Origin of the sequence: Sphingopyxis panaciterrae (assembly GCF_011762125.1) — a bacterium.
In the GTDB taxonomy this organism is placed as follows: Bacteria; Pseudomonadota; Alphaproteobacteria; order Sphingomonadales; family Sphingomonadaceae; genus Sphingopyxis; species Sphingopyxis panaciterrae.
The window spans coordinates 221,880-247,836 of record NZ_JAASQN010000002.1 but is presented as its reverse complement, the minus strand read 5'-3'; the positions used below and the strand labels follow the sequence as shown (position 1 = coordinate 247,836).

23 protein-coding genes and 2 tRNA genes are annotated in these 25,957 nt (G+C 64.7%); 13 read left to right on the top strand and 12 right to left on the bottom strand.

Features of this window, described 5'->3' with window-relative positions:
* Nucleotides 1-156: 156 nt before the first annotated feature.
* Both FHR22_RS08860 and FHR22_RS08855 read right to left on the bottom strand, forming a co-directional pair.
* Nucleotides 157-1,038 carry an NAD(P)H-hydrate dehydratase gene (locus FHR22_RS08860; RefSeq protein ID WP_341786587.1) on the bottom strand — a complete coding sequence of 294 codons (882 nt, stop codon included), beginning with the start codon at nt 1,036-1,038 and terminating at the stop codon, nt 157-159.
* A complete protein-coding gene (locus tag FHR22_RS08855; RefSeq protein WP_166941235.1) occupies nt 1,031-1,792 on the bottom strand; it encodes a histidine phosphatase family protein in 762 nt (253 codons plus the stop codon). The genes FHR22_RS08860 and FHR22_RS08855 overlap by 8 nt, the downstream gene beginning before the upstream one ends.
* Nucleotides 1,793-2,136: 344 nt before the next feature.
* Between FHR22_RS08855 and FHR22_RS08850 the strand changes: the two genes are divergently transcribed.
* From FHR22_RS08850 to FHR22_RS08840, 3 genes are all read left to right on the top strand, one after another.
* Nucleotides 2,137-4,458: a glycosyltransferase family 4 protein gene (locus FHR22_RS08850; protein ID WP_166941233.1), complete on the top strand. Its 2,322-nt coding sequence runs from the start codon at nt 2,137-2,139 to the stop codon at nt 4,456-4,458.
* Nucleotides 4,424-5,746, top strand: coding sequence for a glycoside hydrolase family 130 protein (locus FHR22_RS08845; protein WP_243853623.1), 1,323 nt, complete (start codon nt 4,424-4,426; stop codon nt 5,744-5,746). The genes FHR22_RS08850 and FHR22_RS08845 overlap by 35 nt, the downstream gene beginning before the upstream one ends.
* A 188-nt stretch (nt 5,747-5,934) precedes the next feature.
* Nucleotides 5,935-6,642 carry a Crp/Fnr family transcriptional regulator gene (locus FHR22_RS08840; RefSeq protein ID WP_166941231.1) on the top strand — a complete coding sequence of 236 codons (708 nt, stop codon included), beginning with the start codon at nt 5,935-5,937 and terminating at the stop codon, nt 6,640-6,642.
* A gap of 30 nt (nt 6,643-6,672) precedes the next feature.
* On the opposite strand, the gene FHR22_RS08835 is transcribed toward FHR22_RS08840, so the two are convergent.
* Nucleotides 6,673-6,763, bottom strand: a tRNA-Ser gene (locus FHR22_RS08835).
* Nucleotides 6,764-6,837: 74 nt separating this feature from the next.
* Between FHR22_RS08835 and FHR22_RS08830 the strand changes: the two genes are divergently transcribed.
* A complete protein-coding gene (locus tag FHR22_RS08830; RefSeq protein WP_166941229.1) occupies nt 6,838-7,776 on the top strand; it encodes a peptidylprolyl isomerase in 939 nt (312 codons plus the stop codon).
* Between the two features lie 5 nt (nt 7,777-7,781).
* Entirely contained in the window at nt 7,782-8,096 is a 315-nt protein-coding gene (locus FHR22_RS08825; RefSeq protein WP_166941227.1) for a DUF1905 domain-containing protein, read from the top strand.
* On the opposite strand, the gene FHR22_RS22525 is transcribed toward FHR22_RS08825, so the two are convergent.
* Nucleotides 8,086-8,214 carry a hypothetical protein gene (locus tag FHR22_RS22525; protein WP_279588426.1) on the bottom strand — a complete coding sequence of 43 codons (129 nt, stop codon included), beginning with the start codon at nt 8,212-8,214 and terminating at the stop codon, nt 8,086-8,088. The genes FHR22_RS08825 and FHR22_RS22525 overlap by 11 nt on opposite strands.
* 117 nt (nt 8,215-8,331) lie before the next feature.
* Between FHR22_RS22525 and FHR22_RS08820 the strand changes: the two genes are divergently transcribed.
* A tRNA-Thr gene (locus tag FHR22_RS08820) sits at nt 8,332-8,406 on the top strand.
* A gap of 54 nt (nt 8,407-8,460) precedes the next feature.
* Here FHR22_RS08820 and FHR22_RS08815 read toward each other — a convergent pair.
* Nucleotides 8,461-9,339: a LysR substrate-binding domain-containing protein gene (locus tag FHR22_RS08815; protein ID WP_166941225.1), complete on the bottom strand. Its 879-nt coding sequence runs from the start codon at nt 9,337-9,339 to the stop codon at nt 8,461-8,463.
* Between the two features lie 161 nt (nt 9,340-9,500).
* Between FHR22_RS08815 and FHR22_RS08810 the strand changes: the two genes are divergently transcribed.
* Nucleotides 9,501-11,825 (top strand): CDC48 family AAA ATPase, encoded by a 2,325-nt coding sequence (locus FHR22_RS08810; RefSeq protein ID WP_166941223.1) that lies wholly within the window; start codon nt 9,501-9,503, stop codon nt 11,823-11,825.
* Between the two features lie 238 nt (nt 11,826-12,063).
* On the opposite strand, the gene FHR22_RS08805 is transcribed toward FHR22_RS08810, so the two are convergent.
* The 3 genes from FHR22_RS08805 to FHR22_RS08795 all read right to left on the bottom strand — a co-directional run bounded on the left by FHR22_RS08805 (nt 12,064) and on the right by FHR22_RS08795 (nt 16,728).
* Nucleotides 12,064-13,506 (bottom strand): amidohydrolase family protein, encoded by a 1,443-nt coding sequence (locus FHR22_RS08805; RefSeq protein ID WP_166941221.1) that lies wholly within the window; start codon nt 13,504-13,506, stop codon nt 12,064-12,066.
* Nucleotides 13,507-13,543: 37 nt separating this feature from the next.
* Nucleotides 13,544-15,694, bottom strand: a complete 2,151-nt coding sequence (locus FHR22_RS08800) for a prolyl oligopeptidase family serine peptidase (protein WP_166941219.1) — start codon at nt 15,692-15,694, stop codon at nt 13,544-13,546.
* Nucleotides 15,695-16,203: 509 nt separating this feature from the next.
* On the bottom strand, nt 16,204-16,728 hold the full coding sequence (locus FHR22_RS08795; RefSeq protein WP_166941217.1) for an FKBP-type peptidyl-prolyl cis-trans isomerase: 525 nt from the start codon (nt 16,726-16,728) through the stop codon (nt 16,204-16,206).
* 232 nt (nt 16,729-16,960) lie between these two features.
* Between FHR22_RS08795 and FHR22_RS08790 the strand changes: the two genes are divergently transcribed.
* The 4 genes from FHR22_RS08790 to FHR22_RS08775 all read left to right on the top strand — a co-directional run bounded on the left by FHR22_RS08790 (nt 16,961) and on the right by FHR22_RS08775 (nt 20,290).
* Entirely contained in the window at nt 16,961-17,134 is a 174-nt protein-coding gene (locus tag FHR22_RS08790) for a DUF1328 domain-containing protein (RefSeq protein ID WP_166941215.1), read from the top strand.
* Between the two features lie 321 nt (nt 17,135-17,455).
* Nucleotides 17,456-18,082: a CREC-EF hand family protein gene (locus FHR22_RS08785; RefSeq protein ID WP_341786586.1), complete on the top strand. Its 627-nt coding sequence runs from the start codon at nt 17,456-17,458 to the stop codon at nt 18,080-18,082.
* A 133-nt stretch (nt 18,083-18,215) separates the two neighbouring features.
* On the top strand, nt 18,216-18,950 hold the full coding sequence (locus tag FHR22_RS08780) for a response regulator (RefSeq protein WP_166941212.1): 735 nt from the start codon (nt 18,216-18,218) through the stop codon (nt 18,948-18,950).
* On the top strand, nt 18,947-20,290 hold the full coding sequence (locus FHR22_RS08775; RefSeq protein ID WP_166941210.1) for a sensor histidine kinase: 1,344 nt from the start codon (nt 18,947-18,949) through the stop codon (nt 20,288-20,290). The genes FHR22_RS08780 and FHR22_RS08775 overlap by 4 nt, the downstream gene beginning before the upstream one ends.
* Before the next feature lie 211 nt (nt 20,291-20,501).
* Here FHR22_RS08775 and FHR22_RS08770 read toward each other — a convergent pair whose 3' ends face one another.
* Both FHR22_RS08770 and FHR22_RS08765 read right to left on the bottom strand, forming a co-directional pair.
* On the bottom strand, nt 20,502-21,380 hold the full coding sequence (locus FHR22_RS08770; RefSeq protein ID WP_166941208.1) for an alpha/beta hydrolase family protein: 879 nt from the start codon (nt 21,378-21,380) through the stop codon (nt 20,502-20,504).
* A 2-nt stretch (nt 21,381-21,382) separates the two neighbouring features.
* On the bottom strand, nt 21,383-22,147 hold the full coding sequence (locus FHR22_RS08765; protein WP_166941206.1) for a crotonase/enoyl-CoA hydratase family protein: 765 nt from the start codon (nt 22,145-22,147) through the stop codon (nt 21,383-21,385).
* Nucleotides 22,148-22,392: 245 nt separating this feature from the next.
* On the opposite strand from FHR22_RS08765, the gene FHR22_RS08760 reads away from it, so the two are divergent.
* Nucleotides 22,393-22,590 (top strand): hypothetical protein, encoded by a 198-nt coding sequence (locus tag FHR22_RS08760; protein WP_166941204.1) that lies wholly within the window; start codon nt 22,393-22,395, stop codon nt 22,588-22,590.
* A gap of 71 nt (nt 22,591-22,661) precedes the next feature.
* Entirely contained in the window at nt 22,662-23,645 is a 984-nt protein-coding gene (locus tag FHR22_RS08755; RefSeq protein ID WP_166941202.1) for a TerC family protein, read from the top strand.
* A gap of 28 nt (nt 23,646-23,673) precedes the next feature.
* Here the strand turns inward: FHR22_RS08755 and FHR22_RS08750 are convergent, their stop codons facing one another.
* Both FHR22_RS08750 and FHR22_RS08745 read right to left on the bottom strand, forming a co-directional pair.
* The gene (locus FHR22_RS08750) at nt 23,674-23,970 is read right to left on the bottom strand and encodes a WYL domain-containing protein (protein ID WP_166941200.1); all 297 of its coding nucleotides are present in this window, start codon (nt 23,968-23,970) and stop codon (nt 23,674-23,676) included.
* A 319-nt stretch (nt 23,971-24,289) separates the two neighbouring features.
* Nucleotides 24,290-25,882 carry an isocitrate lyase gene (locus FHR22_RS08745; RefSeq protein WP_166942562.1) on the bottom strand — a complete coding sequence of 531 codons (1,593 nt, stop codon included), beginning with the start codon at nt 25,880-25,882 and terminating at the stop codon, nt 24,290-24,292.
* Nucleotides 25,883-25,957 lie beyond the last annotated feature (75 nt).

Genomic DNA, 25,957 nt, shown 5'->3' with positions numbered 1-25,957 from the left:
GTTGACGGCCGCCGGATCTGCCATATCATCGCGATACTCCAGCCGTTCCGCACGAACCGGAACGGCCCTGTTGGGCTCGTCTCTTCAGCGTAGCCATATGCTCATGAGACCGGAAGGCTCCGCCGCAAGGCGGGGCCTTTTGCCATTCCCTCTGCGTCAGACGCCGCGCATCAGGCCCGGAACCAGCGCGGGAAGCTCGCGCGCCAGGAAGCCGATCGGACCCATGGTTTCCGAAAGGCGGCGGCCCGCCTCACCGTGGAGCCAGGTTCCCCATGCGGCGGCTTGCAGCGGTGCCAGCCCCTGCGCCCCGAGCGCGCCGATCAACCCCGCGAGCACGTCGCCTGAGCCGCCGGTTGCAAGGCCGATGCCGCCGCCGGCATAGGCGAGGCAGGCATCGCCCGCCCGGATGTGGCTCGTCGCGCCCTTTACCATCACGGCGCCGCCGAAACGTTCGGCTGCGGTTTCGAGCGCGGCGAGCGGATCGGCGTCGACAGCGGCCTTCCCGATCCCCAGCATCGCGGCGAGTTCGCCCTGATGCGGCGTGAAGACGGTGCGGGCGCCGCGCTGCGACAGCGTCTCCCGATGATTGCCCGCCGCCCGCAGGGCCGCCGCATCGACCAAAAGAAACATCCGGTCGGGAAGCGCGGGAAGCAACTGCGCTAGCAGGGCGTCGGCGGCCGTATCGTCGGTCATCGCCGGGCCGATGATCAGCGCGTCGTAGGATGCGAGCTCGGCGAGAAGTGCGCCGGGCGGATTGGCGGCAATCTCCCCCTCCGCGGTTTCGCCGAGCGCCAGCACCGCGCATTCGGGAAAGGCGAGGCCGAGCGGAATCGCGGCCGCGGCGATGGTCGCGATCGTCACCTTGCCTGCGCCGGCGCGAAAGGCCGCTTCCGCCGTCAGGCCGATGCCACCCGGGACGCGGCGCGATCCGCCGATCACGAGCAGTTTGCCGCGGTCATTCTTGTCGATGTCGTCGGCGTGCGCGGGAAGCGGATGCGCCTTCAGCCAGCCGGTGTCGAGCGCGGCCGGATCAGCCACGTGCGGCGACCATCGCATCGGGTTCGCGGGTGACGGGAACCTCGCCCTTCATCGGCGCGGTAACATTATAGCGCGCAAGGAGCAGGTTGCCGTCGCGGCCGGCGGCGGGGTCGAAGCGATATTCGGTGATCGCGCAATTGGCGACGTCGCCTTCCTTGTCGATGGCGAGAATCTCCTTTTCGCCAAGATTTTCGATGATCGTGCGCAGGCAGAGCACGACCACCTGGTGCGCGACGATCATCACGCGGCGCCCGCCATAATGGAGCGACACCGTATCGAGCAGCGAACGAAGCCGGAGAATGACGTCGCACCAGCTCTCGCCGCCCGGCGGACGGTGATAGAATTTGCCCAGCAGGCTGCGAAATTCGGCCTGTTCGGGATGCGCCGCCTCGATCCCGAACCGGGTGAGGCCGTCGAGGATGCCGAATTCCTTTTCGCGAAGCCGTTCGTCGATGCAGATGCGCTCGTCGGGCGCGCAGCCGCCAGCATCCCGGAATATTTCGGCGGTCTGGACCGCGCGGAGATAGGGCGACGCCAGCATGACCTCGGGCCGGCCGTTCTCTTCGCCCGCGCCAAACCATTCGCCGAGCGCGCGCGATTGTTCGCTGCCGAGGTCGGACAGCGGGACATCGACGTCGCGGTGGTCGAGCGCGATGCGATGAGCGCGTGCGGCATCGGCGGCATCGCGCGCGACATTGCCCGCGCTCTGGCCATGGCGGACGACCCAGAGGATCGAGGGCCAGCGCGGGGTCATGAGGGAAAATCGATCGGGGTCATGCAAAGGCAACGCAAGGCGCCCGCGCCGGTTGCGCCATCAGGCGTGGGTACCGCCGATCATCATAACCTATGTTGAAGTCGCGGCGAAAAACAGCCGGACCGTCGCAGCAGGAGGGAACCCGGCAGCGCGCCAGGGGTCAATGTGTCAGGCTGGGCCCGTCATCATGGGCGGGCCAGCCGCTCCTTCTACATCGAAGGAAAACCGATGGCGGACGGCATAGCGCGCGGCCAGCGGTGATGTTTTTAGGGAGAAGATGAGGCGCAAAGTGCCGAGGCGCCGACCAAGGCAGGCACGTTCCGCAACGGAAAAAGAGGCTGGCCATGAAATATGACTTTGAAGACAAGTTTCTCCCGCGCTTTCCCGAAGAGGATGTTCATATCGGAGCGGCTCTTGCCGACACACCGCGCCTGGCGGGGCCCCGCATCGCATTGATCGGCTGTTTCCGGCCGCGCCAATGCGGCATCGCGACCTATACCGCCGATATCTATGATCACCTCGCGCACGAAAATCCCGAGATCGGGGTCGATGTCTATGCGATGCGCGCCGATGCATCACCCGGCAGCGACCCGGCGATTGCGGCGCACATCGACGCGGCGGATCGCGCGTCATATCGCGACGCGGCAGCGGCAATCGAACGGAGCGGCGCCGATGCGGTTTGGCTTCAGCACGAGTTCGGGATTTTCGGCGGCACGGCGGGCGAGCTGATCCTCGACCTTGTCGACCGGATCGCGGTCCCGCTGATCGTGACGTTTCACACCGTGCTTGCCGAACCGAGCGATGCCCAGCGGGGGGTGATGGACCATATCGTCGCGCATGCGTCGCGTCTGATCGTGATGAGCGAATTCGGGCGGCGAACGCTGATCGACATTTATGGGGCGGGGCCGGACGCGGTGACGCTGATCGAACATGGCACGCCGGTCCGGGATTTCGTGGCGCATTCGCCGCTACGCGAGACATTGGCGATCGGCGCCCGTCCGGTGCTGTCCACCTTCGGCTTGCTGGGGCAAGGCAAGGGCCTGGAAACCGCCATCCGCGCGCTTCCGGTGATCGCGGCCGAGCACCCCGATATCCTTTACCGGATCGTCGGGGCGACGCACCCCAATCTGGTCGCGGCGGAGGGCGAAGCCTATCGCGAAAGCTTGAAGGCGCTGGCCGAAGAGCTGGGCGTCGGCGCGAACGTCACATGGGAGAATCGCTTCCTCGATACCGCCGAACTGCTCGACCAGATCGAAATCTGCGACATCTATCTCGCGCCTTACCCGAACCTGGCGCAGGTGACGTCGGGCACGCTTGCTTATGCCGTCGCGCTGGGGCGGGCGGTCGTGTCGACGCCGTTCATTCATGCGCGCGAGCTGCTTGCGGACGACGTCGGCATATTGGTTCCGCGGGGCAGCAGCGACGCGATCGCCGCCGCCGTGCTCGCCCTGCTGGCGTCGCCCGACGACCGGCGCGCACTGCAGGCGCGCGCCTATGATCGCGGCCGTCGTACCGCGTGGCCGGAGATTATCCGGCAAAGCGCGATACTGGTTGGCGAGGTCGTTGCCGGTGCGAGATACACCTCCAAGGCCGGGCGGGCGGCCCCATCGCTCGATGGTGTCGGGGCGATGTGTGACGATGTCGGCATATTGCAGCATGGGTGCGGGATCGTTCCCGATCGCGCGCACGGCTATTGCGTCGACGACAATGCCCGCGCCCTGATGCTGTTCAACGGCATGGAAAAAGGCCCGTCCACCGACGCGCAGCTGCTCCGCTTCGCCAGTTTCATCCAGCATGCGTGGAACGATGAGGTGCGAGGGTTTCGCAATTTCATGGGTTACGACCGGCGTTGGCTGGAAGAGCGGGGCTCCGACGACAGCAACGGGCGGGCGATCTGGGCACTCGGTCATTGCGCGGCGCATGCCCGTTCGCACGAATTGAGAGAATGGGGGCGCCGCTGGTTCGGTCGGGCGGGCGAGGGTTTTGCGAACGTGAGAAGTCCGCGCGCTATCGCCTTTGCAACGCTCGGGGCGGAGGAACTGCTGGCGCGTTTCCCCGACGATATGGTCGCGCGCGCGCTGGTCGAAACGGGCGGGGCATTTCTGGATGGACTGGCCAGCCCCGGCGAGACCGCCGGGTGGGACTGGTTCGAGCCGATGCTCGCCTATGACAATGCGCGATTGCCCGAGGCGTTGATCAGGGCGGGCGCCCGATGCGACCGCGCTGACTGGTCCGGCAAGGGGCTGCGGATGCTCGAGTGGCTCTGCGACCGCCAGACTGCTGCGGGCGGCCATTTCCGCGCCATAGGCTCCCAAGGCTTCGGTCTGGCTGGCGAAACGCTGCCCTTCGACCAGCAGCCGCTCGAAGCCTGGGCGACAATCGGCGCGTGCGGGGCGGCGTTCGAGAAGACCGGCGCCAAGATGTGGCGGGAATATGCCGAAGCCGCCTACCGCTGGTTCCTTGGCGCGAACGACCGCGGCGTCCCGCTGGCATCGGTGCGCACGGGACGCTGTTGCGACGGGCTGACCCCGCAAGGCGTCAATTCGAACGTCGGGGCCGAGTCGACGCTGGCATTTCACCTTGCCTATCAAATGATGGACACCCTATTCTGGTCGGGGGGCGCCAGAGAGGATGTCGAAATCGCCCATGCTGATTTGCAGACCTGATCATTCGCCGCTGCGTATCCTGCGTGAAAAACTGACTGCCGACCCATCGCGGGTGGTGCTGCGACCGTTCCATCTCGCCTGGCAGGCGAGCGTGTCGGAGCCGTCGCGCGCGGCGCAGCTGGTGGCCGACATATTGCGCCTTGATGAGGAGCAGGCGGAGGTCGAGCTCGATCTGGTCTGGAAGGATTTTTCGGAACGCCACTGGCAGATCGGCCGCATTTTCGACGGGCGATTTGCCGAGATTGCTGAGGATCTGGAACTCGACGAGACGGATGTCTCGCCGGTCAAGCGGCGCCTGATCGGCGCCTATTTCTGCCACGAATACAGCTATGCCGCCGCTGCGTTGATGAACCCGAGCGTCGTGCCGCATCCCGATCAGAGCGGGCTTGGGCCGAAGCAGCTGCGATTCGTGATGTCGATGCGCGCGGTGGGCGAGGGACATATCAGCTCCGTCGCGTTTCGCGAGGGGATCATCGGCCCCGACGGCGATTTCAGCCTGTGGCCGCAATCGGGGCCGGCGATGGCGGCGGTCCCCGACGATCGGCACCATCTGGAACCTGACGATGCAACGCTGGTGCATCGCCAGCCGGGTAGTGCGATTTCGAACAGCGTGTTGTTCCCGATGACCGAGGCGCAGCGCAACGGGCTGGAGGACTTGCGGCTCGTCCAGTTTACCCACGACGACGGCAGCCGCGAGTATCTGGGGACCTATACCGCCTATTCGGGGCACGCGATCCGGTCCGAATTGCTGCGGACGCGCGATTTCACCAGCTTCTGCCTCGATCCGCTGTCGGGGCGCGCGGCGCGCAACAAGGGTATGGCGCTGTTCCCGCGCAAGATCGGCGGGCGCTATCTGATGATTGGCCGGCAGGATGGCAAGAATATCACCTTGCTGTCGTCGGACACGCTGACCGACTGGGACGATGAAGGGCGGCCGCTGCTCAGCCCCGCCTTCCCGTGGGAGTTCGTCCAGATGGGCAATTGCGGCAGCCCGATCGAATGCGGCGCGGGGTGGATTTTGCTGACCCATGGCGTCGGCGCGATGCGGAAATACAGCCTCGGCGCCGCGCTGCTCGATCGCGATGACCCGTCGCACGTGCTTGGCCGGACCGCGTGCCCGATCCTGACGGCGGCGGAAAGCGACCGCGAAGGCTATGTCCCCAATGTCGTTTATACCTGCGGCGCGCTGACCGTCGGCGACGAGCTGTTCATTCCTTACGGCATCTCCGACAGCGCGATCGGCTTTGCCACCACGACGATATCCGATCTGGTAGATCTGATGATCTGATCGCGGCGCGAAGGCAGGCGCGCTGGCGCCGGGCTGCGACGAGCGCCGCTAAAATCGGCGGTGAATTTGCAAACTTAACCTGTGTGAATGTCGGACGTCTTCGCACCGCACATCAGGCCCTCATAGCGGGGGTTTCCAGAGTGACGTTCAGCCAGATTTTGAATCGATTATTGACCCCGCGCGAACGAATGACCTGGGAGGCGAGCCTCGCCCGGAATGCGCGCGATTATCTGAAGGGTGCCGACCTTGTGCGCGAAGGCGAACGTCCGGCGGCGCTGCGTGTCGTCCTGTCGGGCTGGGCGCAGAAATACAAGCAATTGCCCGATGGCCGGCGCCAGATACTCGCGCTCGTCCTGCCCGGGCAATCGTGCGACCTCGACCTGTTTACCGTCGCCCGCGCCGATCATTCGCTGTCGGCAGTCCGGCGGCTCGCCGTCGCGGAGATCGGGCGGCAGGAGGCGGTGGCGCTGCTCGACCAATGCCCGAACCTGGCGCAGGCATTGTGCTGGAGCGAGATCGTCACCGCGGCGATTCAGCGCGAATGGACGATCAACATCGGCCAGCGCAATGCGATCGAGCGGGTCGCGCAGCTGATGTGCGAGCTGTTCGCCCGCCAGCGCGGGATGCCCGCGTCGGGCGGCGGCGAATGCGATTTCCTGCTGACCCAGTGGCAGCTCGCCGAGGCGACGGGGCTGACGCAGGTTCATGTGAACCGGACGGTGCAGGAATTGCGGCGGCGATGCGCGGTCGAGCTTCGCAACCTGCGCCTCTATATCCCCGATTTCGCCGAACTCGCGGCGCTCGCGGCCTTCAACCCCGGCTATCTCCATCTCGGCGAGGTCGATCTGGCGGCAGACCGGGCCGCATCCCTGTTCGGAGGGCGCGAGCAGGGCTGAGATTTCGATAAGAAACATGTCGGGTGTTGATGGCGGAGCGGGTGGGATTCGAACCCACGATAGGCTTTTGACCTATACTCACTTTCCAGGCGAGCGCCTTCGACCACTCGGCCACCGCTCCGCATGCTCTGGAAGGGGCGCCCTAATCGCTTGGCCGGGGTTTCGCAAGTCGCATGGCCGTGGCAGACAGACGGCATGAGACAGATGCTCCTGACGGCTGCCGCCGCCGCTTCGTTCGTCCTGCCCGCTCATGCCGGGGAGCCAGCGGAAATTCCGTCGCCGGGAGAGATTGCGGCCGCGGCACCGGCGCGGGACTGGGTTCCGATCGCGCCGTCGGATCTGCTGGTGATGGATCTGGCGCCCGGCGCCGCGGGCGAGCCGCGCCGCGTCGTCATCCAGTTGATGCCGCCGCCGTTCAGCCAGGGATGGATCGCCAATATCCGCAAGCTCGCCGCCGCCCATTGGTGGGACGGAACGAGCGTTACCCGCGTGCAGGACAATTATGTCGCGCAATGGGGCGATCCGACCGAGAAGAAGCCGCTGCCCGCGGGATTGGCGGTGGTTTCCGAAAATGATTATGTCATGCGCGGCGACGCCCCCCGCTGGCAGCGGTTCAGCAATCTGTTGATCCCGCACAGCGATATCCAGCGCTATACGTCTTTCGAGGCGGGGTGGCCGGTCGCCGCCGAAGGCACGCCCGATTCGGCGCGGCGCTGGCCCGTGCATTGCTATGGCATGGTCGGGGTCGGCCGCAACATGTCGCCCGATACCGGCAGCGGCGCCGAACTTTATGCCGTCATCGGGCATGCGCCGCGCCATCTCGACCGCAATATTGCGCTGGTCGGGCGCGTCGTCAGCGGGATCGAGCATCTGTCGAGCCTGCCGCGCGGGTCGGAGGCGCTGGGTTTCTATAAGGACGAGGCCGAACGTGTACCGATCACCTCGATCCGCCTCGCGACCGAACTGCCCGCAGCCGGGCAGCCAAAGTTCGAATATCTGTCGACCGACAGCGAGAGCTTTGCGAAATATGCCGATGCGCGCGCGAACCGGCGCGATCCGTTTTTCATCAGGCCTGCTGGCGGTGCCGATATCTGCAACATCCCGGTTCCCGTTCGCGCGGTCGCGGCGAAGTAGCGCCAGTGGAGGAATTCACGGTCATCACCCCGCTCTGGCGCTGGCAGCCCGCGACGGCGCCGGCGGCATGGTTTTTCGTGACGATATCGGGCGAGGTGGCCGACGGCATCCGGCTGGCGGCGATCGGCGGCCAATGGCTCGACGGGCGCAAGGGCTTCGGTTCGGCGCGGGTCGAGGCGGTGATCGGCGATACGCGGTGGAAGACGTCGGTCTTTCCGCACCGCGAAAGCGGCGGCTGGCTGCTCCCCGTCAAGGCCGCGGTGCGCAAGGCCGAAGGGTTGGCTGAGGGCGACGAGGTGACGGTGACCGTCAGTCTTTAGGCGGGTTTTCGATACCGGTTTCGCGCGCCTGCGCCTTGCGTTTGCGCAGGTTGGCGCGGAGCGCTTCGGCCAAGCGGCGCTCGCGTTCGAGGTCGGCGGGGGAGGGCGTTTTGCTCACGGCGCCGTCCATGCCTCCGAAATCGGCGTGTCGTCAAGCCTCGCACCTTGACAGGCGAAGGGCGCCCAGCCATAGGCCGCGCCTGCCCGGCAACATCGCTTTGCGGGCGAACCGGTTGCTGCTGTAGCTCAGTGGTAGAGCGCGTCATTGGTAATGACGAGGTCGACAGTTCAATCCTGTCCAGCAGCACCATTTTCCAGCTTGATATGCAGAAGCGCGTCAACGCCGCTTAACCCGGCCCGCACTTCAGATTTTCGCCGCGAGCAGCCAGTCGTGGAACAGCTTGACCGCGGGCTGGCGCAGCGCGCGGGGTCGGCAGACGAACCAGTAGCTATACGGGCTGTCGACGTCGAAATCGAACAAGCGGATCAGGCGCGGGTCCTGCGCGTCGTCGAAATGATGGCCGTGCATGAAGGCGACGCCGATGCCCTGCGCCGCGGCTTCGAGCATCAGCGGCCCCGAATCGAAGAAATCGATTCCCGCCGGTTCCAGATAAGGCATGCCGATCGCCTGCTTCCATTCGCTGAACGTCTCGGGCATTTCGCGGTGGAGCAGGATCGTCGTCCGCTGAAGCTGTTCGGGAACGGTGATCGGGCGATTGCCGTCGCTCAGCGCACGCGCGGCGATCGGGAAGACCTTGTCCTGATCGAGCCGCGCCGCATAGAGCGCCGGGTCGATTGCGCGCGACAGCGCGATCGCGGCGTCGATCCCTTCGCCAAGGCGTGCCTCGGCGTGCGACATGGTTTCGATGTCGATGTGCAGTTCGGGATGTTCGCGCCGCAATTCGGGAAGGCGCGGAAACAGCCGTTGCTGCGCGAACAGCGGCAGGACGTTAAGGTGGAGGCGAAGCGATGCGCCGGGGCTGCCCGCGCGGCTGATCGCACCGCGCAATTCGTCGAGAATCGGTGACAGCTGGTCCTGCAGCTCGCGCCCCGCCTCGGTCAGGCTGAGCCCGTAATGATGGCGGTTGAAGAGCGGACGGCCGACGGCATGTTCGAGCGTCTGGATTCGCCGCGACAGCGCCGGCATCGACAGGCCAAGTTCGATCGCGGCCGCTTTCACCGTGCCATGGCGGGCAACCTCCAGAAAGGCTTCCATGCTGCTGAGGGGAGGAAGGCGTGCCATGTTCGTTTCGGCTGTATTGATGCCATGGCCCGGCACGTCACGCCAGAATTATTGTGCAGTGCGATATAATAGCATCGACCGGTCCGGAGAAGCCGGGGGGTCGTAAATCGGGAACGACCATCCTATCTTCGCCGTTCTGACCTTTTTGAGGGAGACACATCTTGGCCGATGCATCGGTGAAAGAAAAGCAAGTCAAGCTTCAGGTTGCCAATGCGCGCGCCGAGGAAAGCGGCGGCGGGATCGCGCGGATTTCGCGCGCCGCGATGTCCGAACTCGGCGTGACCGAGGGCGATGTCATCCAGATCAGCGGCAAGCGCCAGACCGTATCGCGCGTCATGGCGCCCTATGCCGAGGACGAAGGGCTGGAAGTCGTGCGTCTTGATGGCCTGCAGCGCGCCAATGCCGGTGCCGGCGCGGGCGACATGGTGATGCTGAACCGCGTCGAGACGCGCCCGGCGACGCGCGTGGTGTTCGCTCCCGCACAGGAAAATCTTCGCCTCCAGGGCTCCGCCAATGCGCTGAAGCGCAGCTTTTTCGGCCGGCCGCTCCTCGCCGGCGATACGGTCGCAACCGCGGGGCAGCAGCGCGTTTCGGCCGGCGACATGCCGCCGCAGCTGCGCCAGATGCTCAACGCGCCCGCTTATGCGCTCGCCGAAGTGCGCCTGCTCGTCGTGTCGGCGAACCCCAAGGGTGTCGTCTTCATCGACGAGAATACCGAGGTCGAACTCCTCCCCGAGTTTCAGGAGCCGCAGGATTCGCGGCGCACCGACGTTACCTATGACGATCTGGGCGGGCTGGGCGAGACGATCGACCAACTGCGCGAAATGGTCGAACTGCCGCTCCGCTATCCCGAGCTGTTCCAGCGCCTGGGCGTGGATCCGCCGCGCGGGGTGCTGCTGCACGGGCCGCCGGGAACGGGCAAGACGCGTCTGGCGCGCGCCGTCGCCAATGAAAGCGACGCGCAATTCTTCCTGATCAATGGGCCGGAAATCATGGGCAGCGCCTATGGCGAGTCCGAAAAGCGGCTTCGCGACGTGTTCGAACAGGCGGCCAAGGCCGCACCGTCGATCCTGTTCATCGATGAGATCGATTCGATCGCGCCCAAACGTGGCCAGGTACAGGGCGAAGCCGAAAAGCGCCTCGTCGCGCAACTGCTGACGCTGATGGACGGGCTCGAGCCACGCACCAATCTGGTGGTCATCGCCGCGACCAACCGTCCCGATGCGATCGATGAGGCGCTGCGGCGCCCCGGCCGTTTCGACCGCGAAATCGTGATCGGGGTGCCCGACGAGAGCGGACGCCGCGAGATATTGGGCATCCACACCCGCGGCATGCCGTTGGCCGAAAATGTCGACCTGGCCGAACTGGCGCGGACGACCTTCGGGTTCGTCGGCGCCGACATGGCGGCGCTGACGCGCGAGGCGGCGATCGAGGCGGTGCGGCGGATCATGCCCAAGCTCAACCTCGAGGAAGGCACGATCCCGCCCGAGGTGCTCGAGGAATTGCGCGTGACGCGCGAGGACTTCAACAATGCGCTGAAACGCGTGCAGCCGTCGGCGATGCGCGAGGTGATGGTGCAGGCGCCCAAAACCCGCTGGAGCGACATCGGCGGACTCGATGCGGCGCGCGACAAGCTGATCGAAGGGATCGAACTGCCGCTCAAGAATCCCGAGGCGTTTCGCCGCCTCGGCATCCGGCCGGCGAAGGGCTTTCTGCTCTATGGCCCGCCCGGAACCGGCAAGACCTTGTTGGCGAAGGCGGCGGCGCGCGAATCCGACGCCAATTTTATCTCGATCAAATCGTCCGACCTGCTGTCGAAATGGTATGGCGAGAGCGAGCAGCAGATCGCGCGGCTGTTCGCTCGCGCCCGCGCGGTGGCGCCGACGATCGTGTTCATCGATGAACTCGACAGCCTCGTCCCCGCACGCGGCAGCGGGACGTCGGGCGAACCGCAGGTGACCGAACGTGTCGTCAACACGATCCTCGCCGAGATGGACGGGATCGAGGAGATGCAGTCGGTCGTCGTCATCGGCGCGACCAACCGCCCGAACCTGATCGACCCGGCACTGCTGCGTCCGGGGCGACTTGACGAGCTGATCTATGTCTCGGTCCCCGACAAGGAAGGCCGCCGCCGCATCCTCGAAATCCAGACGGGCAAGATGCCGCTGGCGGACGATGTCGATCTGGCGGCGCTCGCCGAACGGTCGGAGCGGTTCACCGGTGCCGACCTCGAGGATCTGACCCGCCGCGCCGGCCTTGCCGCGCTGAAGCGCTCGCTGGCCAGCGATACGGTAACGATGGAGGATTTCGAAGCGGCGCTGAAAGACACTCGCGCTTCGGTGACCGAAGCGATGGAGAAGGATTATGAAAAGATCCAGGGCGAGATCAAGCAGGCGGCGATGAGCGTCGATCCGATCGGCTTCTTCGCGCCCGGCATGCTCAAGCCCGTTCGCGAGCGCAAGCACGAGGAAGTCGACAAGGAATGAACAATGCGTCATCCCGACGGTCGCGGGGAACGGCAATGTTATAACGCGCTAAAAGTAGCGGTCAGAGCCCCTCGCTAATCGGGAATTGGCTGCGTTAGGCTTCATCCCGGCTGTTCACGATAATTCGCCTGCAGCGGAGGGCGGTCGCTCATGCACGTTTGGCGTGCGTGCCGAGCGACACTTCTCTCGCGGTGAGCGGTTCGTCGTACGAGCCGCTCACCGCGAGACAGGCTGATTTTTACTTCGGCGCCGGCAGCGGCACCTCCTCGTGCGCGGGTTTATAAAGCCGACCGTCCTGCAGCATCAATCGGCCGTTTACGAATGCAGTCTTGACCTTTCGCATCGCGGAAAAATCCTCATCCGGATTGCCGTCTACGACAATGATATCGGCCAGCTTGCCGACTTCGATCGTGCCGAGCCGGTCGCCCATTTTGATGATTTCGGCACTGGTTCTGGTCGCTGCCACGAGCGCCTCGGCCTTGGTGAAGCCGATCTTCTCAAAGCTCTCCAGCTCGTTGATGTAGGCGCCCGGCAGATGCTCGGGCCAGTCCGAGATCAGGTCTAGGCCGATCCCCATCTTGACGCCCGCGCGGCGCAATTTCCGGCCCATCTCCAGAATGCTGTCTTCGTTCAGTTCGAACCGGCGCGAGGTCGAACCGAAATAGCCGCCCGAGTTTCGCATGACGAGACGATAGGGCACGAACGTCGGTACCGATGCGATCCCGCGTTTTGCCATCAACGCAATGGCAGCGTCGCTACGCGGCAGCGGATGCTCGATGGAGTCAATGCCGGCCTTGATCGCCATGTCGATATACTGGGTTTCGCTGTCGACCGTGACGGGAAGACCCAACGAGTGCGCCTCGTCGACGGCTGCCGTGATCTCTTCCTGGCTGTATTCGCTGGCGAGTTTGATCAGGTCGGCGCCCTTGGCGAATTGCACGCGCACCGCTTCGCGCCACTGATCGGGACCCGAGGCGACCCGAACCATCGAATTGAGGTTGCTGTTATTAATCTCGGGATAGCCGGGTCCGATAGCGTGGATCGCGCCGTGGCCGCCGGTTTGCGTGATGAGCTGGCCGGCGGCAAAAATGCGTGGGCCGGGAATTTCGCCCTGCGCCTGCAGCCGCTTCAATACGAACGGCGCGTCGCCATGGGACCCGACGTCGCGCATGGTGGTGATGCCGGCCTGGAGAAAGATACCCATCCGCCGCACGCCGTGCATGACCGATTCCGCGCCGCTCATGTTGCTGGTCGTGTAGACGCTCGCCAGATCGTCTTCGCTCATGAACGTCAAATGGGTGTGCAGGTCGATCAGCCCGGGCATCACCGTCTTGCCGGCGACATCATAGACCACCGCGTCCGCAGGCCAGTTCTTGTCACCGGGGTTGATGATCGCGGTGATCGTCTTCCCCTGGACCACGATGGTAGCGGGCCGCGCCGGTTTGCCGGTGCCGTCGAAAAGTCGCCCGCCGACCAGCACGAACGATCCCGTCGGTGCGTTATAACCGGCCGGCACCGGGATGCGCAGAACCTCGTCCGACGTCGGCACCGACTTCGGCAGCCATTGATCGCGATCATAAATTGGCCGTGCCTCCGGCGCCATGTTGCCGTCCTGCGCCAGAGCTGGCGTAGAGGTCAGCGCGGCGGCGAGCAGCAGCGCGGCGATCCGTAGTTTTCTCATTCTCGTTTCCCCTGGTCTGCTTGCGGGCTGCATTCGATCATTTGGCCGGTCCGACCTGCAATCCCGTCCATTTCGCTGCAAATGCCCACATGTCGGCCGTCTCCGCGACGATCTTGTCGACCGGCTTGCCGCGGCCATGGCCGGCACGGCTCTCGATGCGGACAAGGTGCGGTTTGGGGCCGATGTCGGCGGCTTGCAACGCGGCGACATATTTGAAGCTGTGGCCTGGAATGACGCGGTCGTCGGTATCGGCCGTCACTGCCAGGATTGCCGGATAAGTCACGCCCGAGCGGATGTTGTGATAAGGCGAATAGCGATACAGGTTCCGGAAATCGGCCTCGACATCGGGCGAGCCATATTCGGTCGTCCAGAAGATGCCGTTGGTGAATTTGTGGAAGCGCAGCATGTCCTGCACCCCCACCATCGGCAGCGCCGCTTCGAACAGATCGGGTCGCTGATTGACGACCGCGCCGATCAGCATGCCGCCATTGGATTCGCCCTGGATCGCCAGTCCCTTGGGCGGCGTGATCTTCTGTGCCTTCAGATATTCGCCGGCAGCGATGAAGTCGTCGAATACATTCTGCTTCTTCGTGAGGCGGCCGGCGTCGTGCCACGCTTCACCATATTCGCCGCCGCCGCGGATATGTGCGACCGCATAGATGCCGCCTTGTTCGACCCAGGCGAGCTTCTCGGGAGAGAATTCGGGCGGAAAGACCAGCGAGTAGCCGCCATAGCCATACAGGATCGTCGGCGCCGGCCCGGTCACATCCTTGCGCCGCACCACGAACATCGGCACGCGCGTGCCATCCCTGGACTGGTAGAAACGCTGCTCGACGAGGATATTGTCCAGATCGGCATCGACCTTGGGGGTTGCCCAGGCGCTTATCTTGTTGGTTGCCGCGTCATAACGGTAGATGGTCTTTGGCCGGTTGAAGCTGCTGAACTCGAAAAAGCTCTCCGGGTCGCCCTGGTTTCCGCTGATCTCGCCCGCGACCCCCATGCCGGGCAGCGGTACGGTGCCGGCCGGCTTGCCGTCGAGCGCAAAACGGCGAACTTCGGACTTTACGTCGACCAGATAGCTCAGCAACAGCGTGTCGCCTACCAGCCTGCCGGATTTCAGCGTGGCGGCCTGTTCGGGCACGACGTCGGTCGCGACCGGATTGGCTGCGGCGATATCCATCGACACCAGCTTGAATCGCTCCGCACCCGCGCTGGTCACGATATAGAATTTGGTGTCGACATTGCCGATATAGAACCAGCTGCTGCGATAGTCGCCGGCGATGTGGCGGACCGCCCAGTCCTTGCTCTGCAGGTCGACCACGCTCAGCTTCGGCTGAATCGAGCCATTGTCGGACACAATCGTCAGATAACGCCCGTCGTCGGTGATGCCTCCATAATGTGCGGTCTTGGGTTCATCCGGGGTGGCATGGATCAGCCGGTCCTGCGACTGCGGCGTGCCGACCCGGTGGAAATAGACGCTGTGGTTATGCGCGACGCTCTGAAACCCCTTCGTCTCGGGAAAGCGCGAATAGAAGAAGCCCGATCCGTCCTTCATCCACTCGATCGTGGTGAAGCGTGCCCATTTGACCTCATCGGCCAGCGTCTTCCCGCTGGCGACGTCGAGTATGCGGAAGGTGCGTTTGTCGCCGCCGCCTTCCTGTACGGCATAGGCGATGCGCTTGCCGTCGCTCGATACCGAAAGTTCGGCCAGCGCATCAGCGCCGTCCTTCGACCATGTGTTGGGGTCGATCAGCACGCGCTCCGGGCCGTTCAGGCTATCGCGGACGTACAGCACCGCCTGATTCTGAAGGCCCGAATTGCGCCGGTAGAAATAGCGGCCACCCTTTTTTACCGGCACGGTGAAGCTTTCGAAGTCGAACAGCTCTTTCAGCCGTTTCGCGAACACGTCGCGGCCGGGCAGCGTTTCAAGGTAGGCATTGGTGACCTTGTTCTCGGCTTCGATCCATGCTTCCACCATCTTGTCCGTGCGGACGTCGTTCTCGAGCCAGCGATAGGGGTCCGCGACCTTCTGTCCGAAATGATCCTCGACAACGGCGTCGCGCCGGGTCGGGGGATAGGTGATCGGCGACGCAGTATATGCGGGCGCCTCCGGCTCGGCATGCGCCTGCGGCGCCGCGAGCAGCATCAGCCCGGATACCGCCGTCATGAAAATGGAAGTCCGCCCCATGTTCCCCTCCTTATGAGATTATCGTATAATATATCCCATAATGCCGCTAGGCCGGACACTTCTTAATTCGACATATATTGTTCTGAACTGGAATGACTGGCGTCGGGCCATCGCGTTGGGTTCTGCCACATAAGCTGCGTGCGGATGCGAGCCGCCCAGCCCAACGTGCCGGGAGGCTTTCTGCGGCTGTGACCGCGGTGTCGGGAATGGTATAGCAGCTTGGTCTCGATTGTCGGCCGCGCGGTTCAACCAGCATGGACGCGAAGGATTTGCATACCGGACAAGGCCGCGCGCCGGCTGCCCAGCCAAAAAAAGACATTGGCTTCAAGGGGCATCTGTCCTCGCAGCTCTTGGCCGATCCTTGCCAGCGACCGAAATTGCCGCCAATTTGCAGGCCGCCCATCAAGATGGGCGCGCCCATCAAAACGCGCGGGGCTATGCTCGGGAGCCCGGTTTGATCGAAATGGGGTATTATTCCATTTCAAATCATGAGCGCAGGGCCGTGCCCGCTAGACAGCCGGCTCGATCGCGAGCAGTTCGACGGTGAACAGAAGCGTTGCGCCGCCGGGGATCGGTCCCTTGCCGCCGGCGCCATAAGCGAGCTGATAGGGAATGGCGAATTCGACCTTGTCGCCGACGCCCATCAGCGCGACGCCTTCCTGCCAACCCTTGATCACGCCGCCCAGCGGAAATGTCGCGGGCTCGCCGCGTGCTACCGAGCTGTCGAATGGTTCGCCATCGGTGAAGGTGCCGACATAATGTACAGTGACCATGTCGGCCGGGCCGGGGCGGGCGCCGCTGCCGTCGCCGGCAACGCGGCGCCAGCGCAGGCCGCTGGGCGTCATGTGCCAGCCGCTTCCTGCATTGCGTTCAGCGAGCGCCGCGGCCTGACGGTTCAGCCACGCCGTGCTGCCCGGCTGGCCGGCTTTTTGCTTCACAGCCTCTTGAGCGGTGGCGGTCACTGAAAAGGCCAGGGTCAGGCTCGCTGCTGACAGCATCACGCCAAGCACAGAAAGCACAGATGTCGCGCGCATATCCACTCCGTTTGTTTCGTCCGCCTCCTCATGCATGAACGGGCCGCGGATGCCGAGCGCGATTTCGCGCTCGCAGGAACTTTCCTCACCGGTCATCGTTTACCTATCGCACTCAGTAAATAGGGAAATGAGAAGCGGCTGCCGGCCGCATGTCCTTCCGGAACGGCGCAATCGCGCCGCTTCGGATGCCGGCTCCGCGCATCTCGCTTCCGCGCAGTGAAGGAGAATCGACATGTTCAAATGGGCTTTGATCTTCGCCGTGATCGCGTTGCTTGCCGCGGTCCTCGGTTTTGGCGGCGTAGCCGGTGCGGCGGCCGGGATTGCCAAGATCCTGTTCTTCGTCGGCTTGGCGCTGGTCGTCCTGTTCCTGATCCTCGGGTCGGCGGCGGCGAAAAAAATCAGCTGAAGATTGCAGAGCTCCCGGAACCATCCGGGAGCCGCCGCGTTTCATCTGTCTACTTGATCGAAAGACCGGGTAGATTTCGGTCCTGTCTTCGGACGGACCCAGGGAGCCCCGCCGCAGAAATGCGACGGGGCTTACTCGTTTTGGCGGATATGGCATTCCCCTGTGCCGGGCGCTTGCGCCGGGATGAACAGCGCTGCCATCTTGCGACATTTTGCGACAATTTTCCGTTCATCCGGCAACGGCTTGGGACAAATGGTGCCTAGAAGGGCGTCATCGGGACCGCATCTCCCCCTTGAGGTCCCATGACAAGGAGTTCGTTACGTGAAGAAAATCGCAATTTTGACGCTGGGTGCCGCGCTGGTCGCTGCGCCCGCATTCGCCGCCCCGGGTGGCAAGATGGGTGACGCCGATGCCAATGGTGTGCTGACGCGCGCCGAGGCGCAGGCGCATGCGACGCAGAAATTCGCCCGCATGGACGCCAACAAGGATGGCAAGATCGACGCGACCGACCGCGCGGCGCGCCATGCCGAAATGCAGGCGAAGCGCTTTGTCGCGCTCGACGCCAACAAGGATGGCAGTGTCAGCAAGGCCGAATGGGACCAGCATGGTGCCGATCGCGCCGCCAAGCGCGCCGACCGCAAGGAAAAGCGCGTTGCCGCTGGCGAAGCCGGCGACGGCAAGCGTGACGGCATGCGCGGCCATCATGGCAAGCGCGGCGGCCACGGCATGCGCGGCGGCTGGATGAAGGCCGACGCCAATGGCGACAAGGCGATCACGCAGGCCGAGTTCGAGACCGCGGCGCTGGCGCGTTTCGACCGCCTCGACGCCAACAAGGATGGTCAGGTGACCGCCGAGGAACGCCAGGCGCAGCGCGAAGCGTGGAAGGCGAAATCGGCCGAATGGCGTGCCAAGCGCGGCGCGGCGGCGACGCCTCCCGCCGGCGAATAAGCCATTTGGCAGGGGCCGGCGGTGAACCGACAGGCCATCCCCCTCCCGGCATTGCCTTTGCTGCCGGTCCCTGCCAGCTATCGCCCACCGGTCCGTCGGACCGGTGGGCGAACTATCATGTGACGGATAAACGATGACCGACAGCGACACGCCGCGCATTCTGCTGATCGACGACGAACCGTCGATCCGCGAGCCGCTTTCCGAATATCTGGAAGCGCAGGGCTTTGCCGTGACCGACGCCGCGAGCGCCGCCGAGGCGCGCTCGGTCTTGCGCGCGCAGTCGGTCGACCTGGTCGTCAGCGATATCATGATGCCGGGCGAGGACGGGCTTTCGCTGACCCGCCACCTGCGCGAGACGAGCAGCATTCCGGTGATCCTGTTGACCGCGCGCGCCGAGGATACTGAACGGATCATCGGGCTGGAGATCGGCGCTGACGATTATGTCGTCAAACCGTTCAACCCGCGCGAACTGGTTGCGCGCATCCGCACCGTGTTGCGCCGGACGCAGCAGGGCGGCCGCGCGCTCGATCCGGGCGGGACAAGCTTTGCTTTCGGGCCGTGGGTGCTGCGCGAGGTCGAACGCGTGCTGGTGGACAGCGAGGGACAGGAGGTCGCGCTGTCGTCGGGTGAATATCATCTGCTCCACGCGTTGGTGCGTCACCCGCGGCAAGTGATGAGCCGCGACCGGCTGCTCGATCTCGTGCGCGGGCGCGAGGCCGATATCTTCGACCGCGCGATCGACAATCTGATCAGCCGCCTGCGCAAGAAGATCGAGGAAAACCCCGCGCACCCGCAACTCGTCAAGACCGTGTGGGGCGGCGGCTATACGCTCGCGTGCGAGGTCAAGCGCATGGGGCCTGCGGCATGAGCTTTCGCCTGTGGCCGCGCAGCCTGATCGGCCAGCTTTTCGTCGCCGTCGCGCTGATGCTGTTCGTCGCGCAGGCGATCAACTTCACATTGCTCGCACGCGGGCAGCGGCAGCAGGTGCTGGCGCATGGCGGCGGCATGGCGGCCGGGCGGATCATCGATGCGATCGAACGCGACCGGCGCGGTGACGTCTTACGGGGGCGCGATGACGAAGAGCGGCCGCGCCGCGAACGCGTCCAGAAACTGGTGATTTCGGATCGGCCGCCGCCGGTCCTGCCCGGCGCGAAGCGGATGCCCGAACTGGCCGCCTATGTCGCGGGCCTGCTGGATGAGGCCGATCTGAAGGCCGAGGCGGTCGATGCCTGGGTGCTGCCGCAGCGGCCGGGTGTGAAACGACCCGATTATCCCAGTCGCACGGTCGTTGTTTCGGCCAAGGTAGGCGAGCGCTATTTCGCGGTCCGCAGCCGTATCCAGGCCGGCGGCAATCGCCTGCAGGGTTTTCTCATATGGCAGACGCTGACGCTGTACCTGCTGCTGCTCGTTCCGATCGTGCTGATCGGGTGGCGCGCGGCGCGGCCGCTGCGCGAACTGACGCGCGCCGCGCGCTCCAATCCGGCGCTTCGCGACGCGACGCCGCTTGCGGAAGAGGGGCCGTCCGACGTGCGCGAGCTGATCGGCGCCTTCAACGCCTATCGCGCCCGGATCGCGACGATGCTGTCGGACAAGGACCGGATGCTCGGAGCGGTAGGGCACGACCTGCGCACCCCGCTCGCCAGCCTGCGCGTGCGCGTCGAGCAGGTCGATGACGACCGGCTGCGCGACAAGATGATTGCATCGATCGAGGAAATGACCGCGATGCTCGCCGACATATTGGCGCTTGCGCGGTCGGGGGCGGGAACCGAGATTCAGGAGCGTATCGATGCGGCGGGGCTGGCCCGTGAACTGGCCGCCGACTATGGCGAACAGGGCAAGGATGCCGGCCTTGCCGAGATTGCGGACGCCGCGGTCATGGCGCGGCCGATGCTGCTGCGGCGCGCGCTGCGCAACCTTGTCGACAATGCGCTGGCTTATGGCGTGCGGGCGCGGTTGTCGATTGCCGTGGTGGACGGCATGGCACGGATCATCGTGTCGGACGACGGGCCGGGGCTGACCGATGAGCAGATCAGGACGCTCGTCGAACCGTTCGCGCGCGGCGAGCAATCGCGCAACCGCGCGACCGGAGGGGCCGGACTAGGCCTATCGATTGCGCGCGATATCGCCGAGGGGGAAGGGGGCACGCTGACGCTTGCCAACCGGGATGGCGGCGGGCTCGATGCGGTGATCGCGCTGCCGGTGGTTTAATTTGCTGGCGATTGGATCGGTTGCGGATCCGGCAGGAATGTCTGCAAGCGGCTATAAATTATAGCCGTCGCCCCCGCGAAGGCGGGGGCCGCCGTCGGCCTGGCGCAAGGTTGCCAGCGGCCCCCGCCTTCGCGGGGGCGACGGTTTAGTCGATGTGGAAACGTCCGCTCACCACCCCAAAGCCGCCATTGCCGCTGAACGTGCAGGTAGCTTACCCGGCCGATTTGAGCGTCGCCAGCCAGGTCAATATCTCGGTCTGCAGGCGAATGCGCGCGTCCGACCAGCTGTGATCGGTCGCGACATGCGCGGTCGTCAACCGCGCGCCGCCATCGGCCTTGATCGCCTTGGCCAGCGCGTCGCTCATCGGCGCGAGACCGTCGTCGGACGTCAGGATGAAGAGGTTGGTCGCCGCGAGTTCCGGCGCGGCCTTCACGAAATCGAAGCGGTCCTTCCCGGCGATGAGTTCGTCGGCCATGATTTCGGGCGTCGTCCCGGCAAGTGCCTCGGTTCCGTTGTTGCCGAGCATCTTGATCGCCTGCTCGCGCGGCAGCTTGCCGAGCCAGCCCATATTGCCAGCCGAGATCATCGCCGCGCCAAGCAGCGCCTTGTCATGCGCCGCGGTCAGCGCGGTCACCCAGCCGCCCATGCTGTGGCCCATGATGACCAGGCGCTTCGGATCGATGCGCAGCTTCGCCGCGTTGGCGGGATCGCGCGCGAAGGCGAGCACCGCGTCGGCGTCCTCGAGATTCCGGGCAAAACGATAGTCGCCCGGGCTGCCCCACGACCCGCGATAGTTGAAGGTGATCACCGTCCAGCCGGCGCGCCGCATCGCTTGCGCGAGATCGACGCTCTTTTCGTTGCCGGGCAGGCCGTGGCACAGGACGACGGTCGGATGCGGTCCGGCGCCAGCTGGGACATAGACGACGCCGTTGATTGCGACATCGCCGCTCGGGATATGGACGACCTCCATTGCGGCGGGGTGCGCCTTGTCGGCGGCCGGATCGGTATAGATGGCGGCGGGAATGTCGGGCGCCGCGGCGACGGCCGGCAGGGGCAGGGCGGCGAGCGCCGCGGCAAACCAGATTTTCATCGTCATTCTTTCCCTATGGCAAAATTCCCGCCGCGTCCGGCGCCCTCGGTGAATTTCCGCGCCCCGGCCACCGCGCCGTCGCGCAGCGGCGCCACGCCGGCATGCGCTTCATAGGCGAGTGCGGCTTCCAGGTCGAAGTCCCATTGGCGATAGGCGCTCAACCGGTCGCTGTTCATGCATGTTTGCGGAAAGGCGGCGATCTGCTGCGCGAGGGTGATCGCGGCGGGGAGGGCGGTTCGATCGGCAACCACCCGGTCGGCCAGCCCGATGCGCTGTGCTTCGTCGGCGGCAACCGGGCGGCCGGTCAGGATCATGTCGAGCGCGCGGCCCTGCCCGACGATGCGCGGCAGGCGGACGGTGCCGCCGTCGATCAACGGCACGCCCCAGCGGCGGCAATAGACGCCGAAAACCGCGCTTGCCGCCACGACGCGCAGGTCGCACCACAGGGCGAGTTCCAGCCCGCCCGCTACCGCATGCCCCTCGACCGCGGCAATCACCGGCTTTTCGACCAGCATCCGCGTCGGCCCCATCGGGCCCGGGCCATCGGGAGCGTAGCGCGTCGTCCCGACCGCCCCCAGATCGAAACCGGCGCAGAAATGGCCGCCGCTCCCGGTCAGGATCGCGACCCGCGCATCGGGATCCGCGGCGAAGGCGGTGAAGGCGTCGCGCAGCGCCGCCGCCGTCGCGGGATCGACCGCGTTGCGCTTTTCGGGGCGGTCGATGGTGACGATCGTCACCGGACCGTCGCGGTCGATGAGCACGGACATAGGATATTTTCCCCTTTGGCTGGCGCACCGCGAAGGTGCCGCGCGCGAAGGGGACTTGCAAGCGGCGGATCGGCTTCCTACATTATGGATATGCGGGCCGGGCCCCTCTGGCGTCGGCGGGATGTGTCCCGCCACGTGATGTCGGACCGCATCGGGTGACACCGATGCTCTGCGGCCCTCCTCCCCCCTGAACCGGGGTCCTTGCATCGGCGTCACCTGCTTGATCATCAATCAGGAGGCCCTTTATGACATATCATCCCAATCTTTATCGATTGACCGTGCTGCATCGCCAACTCGACGATGCCGAGCGCCATGAGGCGCGTCGGCGCGGTGCCGACCCGTTTCGCCTGCTGCGGCTCAAGACGCTGAAGCTCGCGGTCAAGAAACGGCTCGCAGCCCTGTCGATTCGTCCCGCGCCGCGCCGTACAGCGCTCGCATTCTAATCAGATAGAACAGGCGTCCGGCACGCCGTCCCGCGGGGCGGCGTGCCGCGGCGCGTTCCAGGAAAGCTGTCATGGAATTTCTTTTCGCCGACTGGCTGGGCACACCGGCCTGGTTCTGGCTTGCCTTCATCGGGCTCGTCACCCTGCTCACCGCCTTCGACCTTGGCATATTGAACAAGGAGAACAAGGAGATGGGCATCAAGGAGAGCCTGAAGCTCTCCACCCTCTATATCGGCATCGCGCTGGCGTTCGGCGGCTGGATCTGGGCCGCGAAGGGCGGCGAGGCCGGCCTGCAATATTTCACCGGCTTCTTCATCGAGAAGGCGCTGTCGATCGACAATATCTTCGTCATCTCGCTGATCTTCGCGACCTTCGCGATCCCGGCGCGCTACCAGTATCGCGCGTTGCTCTGGGGCATCGTCGCGGTGATCGTGCTGCGCGGGATCATGATCGCGGGCGGGGCGGCGCTGGTCACCGAATATGGCTGGCTGCTCTATGTGTTCGCGGCGTTCCTTGTGTTCACCGGGATCAAGATGCTGTTCGCGGGCGAGAAGCCGATGGACGTCGCGGGTAATCCGGTCGTCAAATGGCTGTCGCGGCACATTCCGATCACCAATGAATTGCATGGCGAGAAATTTTTCGTTCGCGCCCCCGATACGAAGACCGGCAAGCTGGTGCTCGCGGCGACCCCGCTGTTCCTCGCGCTCGTCGTGATCAACCTCGCCGACCTGGTGTTCGCGGTCGACAGCGTGCCGGCGATCTTTGCAATCACCACCGATACGTTCATCGTCTATACGTCGAACATCATGGCGATCCTCGGCCTGCGCGCGCTCTATTTTGCGCTCGCGGCGATGGTGCACCGTTTCCACTATCTGAAATATGCGCTCGCGCTGGTGCTGGTGTTCATCGGATCGAAGATCTTCGTGGCCGACTTTGTCCTGGGCGGTGACAAATTCCCGCCGCTGGTCAGCCTTGGCGTGACGGTGGCATTGATCACGGGCGGCGTGATCTGGTCGCTGGTCAAGACGAAGGCGGACGAGCCTCCGGCGCTTTAGGGAAAGGGGCGGGCGGCGAGTCCGCCCCTTACACCGCCATCAGCAGGACATCGTCGTCGCGCGGCGGCGCCGCCTCGAACGAGGGCAGCGGTTCGAATTCTTCGGCCAGTTCGGGTTCGCTCAGCCCGTCGAGCTTGAAATGACCGAGCCGGCGTTCTTCGTCCGAACGCCAATTCTTGTCGAGATTCAATGCGCTGATGAACAGGGCGCCATGGCGCTCGAACAGCTGGTGCGGGGCGAGCGTCATGCGCGTCCCGTTATACTGCGCCGTGATGCGGCGACGGCGGGCAATGGCTTCCATCACCTTCAGCCGATTATCGCTCATGAGAAATACCTTGGGGAGGATTTTGTGCGTTGCAGCATAATGCACAGGCGCGGCCTTTTGGGCAAGGGAAAACGTTGTCATATGCGCAGCTTTTGCTTTTCGCCGGCTCAATAAAAATGTCCGCCGGAAGCCCGGAGGCTTCCGACGGACAGGCTTTCCTCCCCAGGAAAGCTCGGGAGGCGCGGGGCTGGGTCGCAAACCCCGCGCCAAGAGGGATGACGCGGGAGGTGCAACGGGCTCCCGCGCCAAACTCGTGATCAGGCGGCGAACTGATTCCCGCCGCGGCCTTCAGGCCGCAAACTGGTTCCCGCCGCGGCCTTTAGGCCGCAAACTGGTTCATCGTATTGTCCTTGCCCGCGGCCTTGAGCGCCGCTTCGCCGGCAAAATATTCCTTATGGTCGTCGCCGATGTCGCTGCCCGACATATTCTGGTGCTTCACGCAAGCGATGCCCTGGCGGATTTCCTTGCGCTGGACGCCGGCGACATAGCCGAGCATGCCTTCTTCGCCGAAATATTCCTTCGCGAGATTGTCGGTCGACAGCGCTGCGGTGTGATAGGTCGGCAGCGTGATCAGGTGGTGGAAGATGCCCGCGCGCTTGGCTGAATCACGCTGGAAGGTGCGGATGCGGTCGTCGGCTTCGTCGCCGAGCGGCGTGCCGTCATAATCGGCACTCATCAGCTTGGCGCGATCGTAGGCGCTGACGTCCTTGCCGTCCTTCTCCCACGCGTCGAACACTTGCTGACGGAAGTTCAGCGTCCAGTTGAAGCTCGGTGAATTGTTATAGGCGAGCTTCGCATTGGGAACGACTTCGCGGATGCGGTCGACCATGCCGGCGATCTGTTCGATGTGCGGCTTTTCTGTCTCGATCCACAGCAGGTCCGCGCCGTTCTGCAAAGACGCGATACAGTCCATGACGCAGCGGTCTTCGCCGGTTCCCGAACGGAACTGATAGAGGTTCGAGGGCAGGCGCTTCGGGCGCACCAGCTTGCCGTCGCGGTTGATGAGGACGTCGCCGGGGTTGCCCGCGCCTTCGACCTCTTCGCAGTCGAGGAAGCTGTTATACTGGTCGCCGAGGTCGCCGGCTTCCTTCGAGAAGGCGATCTGCTTGGTCAGGCCCGCGCCGAGGCTGTCGGTGCGGGTCACGACGATGCCGTCCTCGACGCCGAGCTCCATGAAGGCGTAGCGGCAGGCGCGGATTTTCGCGATGAAATCCTCGTGCGGCACGGTGACCTTGCCGTCCTGATGGCCGCACTGCTTTTCGTCCGAGACCTGGTTCTCGATCTGCAGCGCACAGGCGCCCGCCTCGATCATCTTCTTGGCGAGCAGATAGGTCGCCTCGGCATTGCCGAAGCCGGCGTCGATGTCGGCGATGATCGGCACGACGTGCGTTTCATGATTGTCGATCGCGGCCTGGACCTGCTTGGCCTTGAGTTCGTCGCCTTCGGCGCGCGCCGCGTCGAGGTCGCGGAACAGCATGCCGAGTTCGCGGGCGTCGGCCTGGCGGAGGAAGGTGTAGATTTCCTCGATCAGCGCCGGAACGCTGGTTTTTTCGTGCATCGACTGGTCGGGCAGCGGACCGAATTCGCTGCGCAGCGCGGCGATCATCCAGCCCGAGAGGTAGATGTAGCGGCCCTTGACGGTGCCGAAATGCTTCTTGATCGAGATCATCTTCTGCTGCGCGATGAAGCCGTGCCAGCAGCCCAGCGACTGGGTGTAGTTCGCGGGATCAGCGTCATAGGCGGCCATGTCGGCGCGCATGATGCGCGCGGTGTAGCGGGCGACGTCGAGGCCGGTCTTGAACTTGTTCTGGGCGCGCATGCGGGCGATGCTTTCGCCGCTGATGCCGTCCCACGTGCCGTCATAATCGCGGATGAGGCGGCCTGCCTGTGCCATGTCTTCCTGATAGCCCATCATCATGTCCTTGTTCGAAGCTGATGGGTGGAAGTTGACGAAAGTGCCGCGCAAAGTGAAAAGCTTTGTCAATAA

What these genes read in the sequence shown, in the direction of transcription:
- FHR22_RS08830 (WP_166941229.1), top strand. Translation starts at nt 6,838, where the DNA reads ATGAGACAGATGCTCCTGACGGCTGCCGCCGCCGCTTCGTTCGTCCTG.
- FHR22_RS08755 (WP_166941202.1), top strand. Translation starts at nt 22,662, where the DNA reads ATGGAATTTCTTTTCGCCGACTGGCTGGGCACACCGGCCTGGTTCTGG.
- FHR22_RS08815 (WP_166941225.1), bottom strand. Translation starts at nt 9,339, where the DNA reads ATGGCACGCCTTCCTCCCCTCAGCAGCATGGAAGCCTTTCTGGAGGTT.
- FHR22_RS08845 (WP_243853623.1), top strand. Translation starts at nt 4,424, where the DNA reads ATGTCGAAATCGCCCATGCTGATTTGCAGACCTGATCATTCGCCGCTG.
- FHR22_RS08765 (WP_166941206.1), bottom strand. Translation starts at nt 22,147, where the DNA reads ATGTCCGTGCTCATCGACCGCGACGGTCCGGTGACGATCGTCACCATC.
- FHR22_RS08800 (WP_166941219.1), bottom strand. Translation starts at nt 15,694, where the DNA reads ATGGGGCGGACTTCCATTTTCATGACGGCGGTATCCGGGCTGATGCTG.
- FHR22_RS08760 (WP_166941204.1), top strand. Translation starts at nt 22,393, where the DNA reads ATGACATATCATCCCAATCTTTATCGATTGACCGTGCTGCATCGCCAA.
- FHR22_RS08780 (WP_166941212.1), top strand. Translation starts at nt 18,216, where the DNA reads ATGACCGACAGCGACACGCCGCGCATTCTGCTGATCGACGACGAACCG.
- FHR22_RS08770 (WP_166941208.1), bottom strand. Translation starts at nt 21,380, where the DNA reads ATGAAAATCTGGTTTGCCGCGGCGCTCGCCGCCCTGCCCCTGCCGGCC.
- FHR22_RS08795 (WP_166941217.1), bottom strand. Translation starts at nt 16,728, where the DNA reads ATGCGCGCGACATCTGTGCTTTCTGTGCTTGGCGTGATGCTGTCAGCA.
- FHR22_RS08745 (WP_166942562.1), bottom strand. Translation starts at nt 25,882, where the DNA reads ATGGGCTATCAGGAAGACATGGCACAGGCAGGCCGCCTCATCCGCGAT.
- FHR22_RS08855 (WP_166941235.1), bottom strand. Translation starts at nt 1,792, where the DNA reads ATGACCCCGCGCTGGCCCTCGATCCTCTGGGTCGTCCGCCATGGCCAG.
- FHR22_RS08775 (WP_166941210.1), top strand. Translation starts at nt 18,947, where the DNA reads ATGAGCTTTCGCCTGTGGCCGCGCAGCCTGATCGGCCAGCTTTTCGTC.
- FHR22_RS08790 (WP_166941215.1), top strand. Translation starts at nt 16,961, where the DNA reads ATGTTCAAATGGGCTTTGATCTTCGCCGTGATCGCGTTGCTTGCCGCG.
- FHR22_RS08750 (WP_166941200.1), bottom strand. Translation starts at nt 23,970, where the DNA reads ATGAGCGATAATCGGCTGAAGGTGATGGAAGCCATTGCCCGCCGTCGC.
- FHR22_RS08805 (WP_166941221.1), bottom strand. Translation starts at nt 13,506, where the DNA reads ATGAGAAAACTACGGATCGCCGCGCTGCTGCTCGCCGCCGCGCTGACC.
- FHR22_RS08840 (WP_166941231.1), top strand. Translation starts at nt 5,935, where the DNA reads ATGACCTGGGAGGCGAGCCTCGCCCGGAATGCGCGCGATTATCTGAAG.
- FHR22_RS08850 (WP_166941233.1), top strand. Translation starts at nt 2,137, where the DNA reads ATGAAATATGACTTTGAAGACAAGTTTCTCCCGCGCTTTCCCGAAGAG.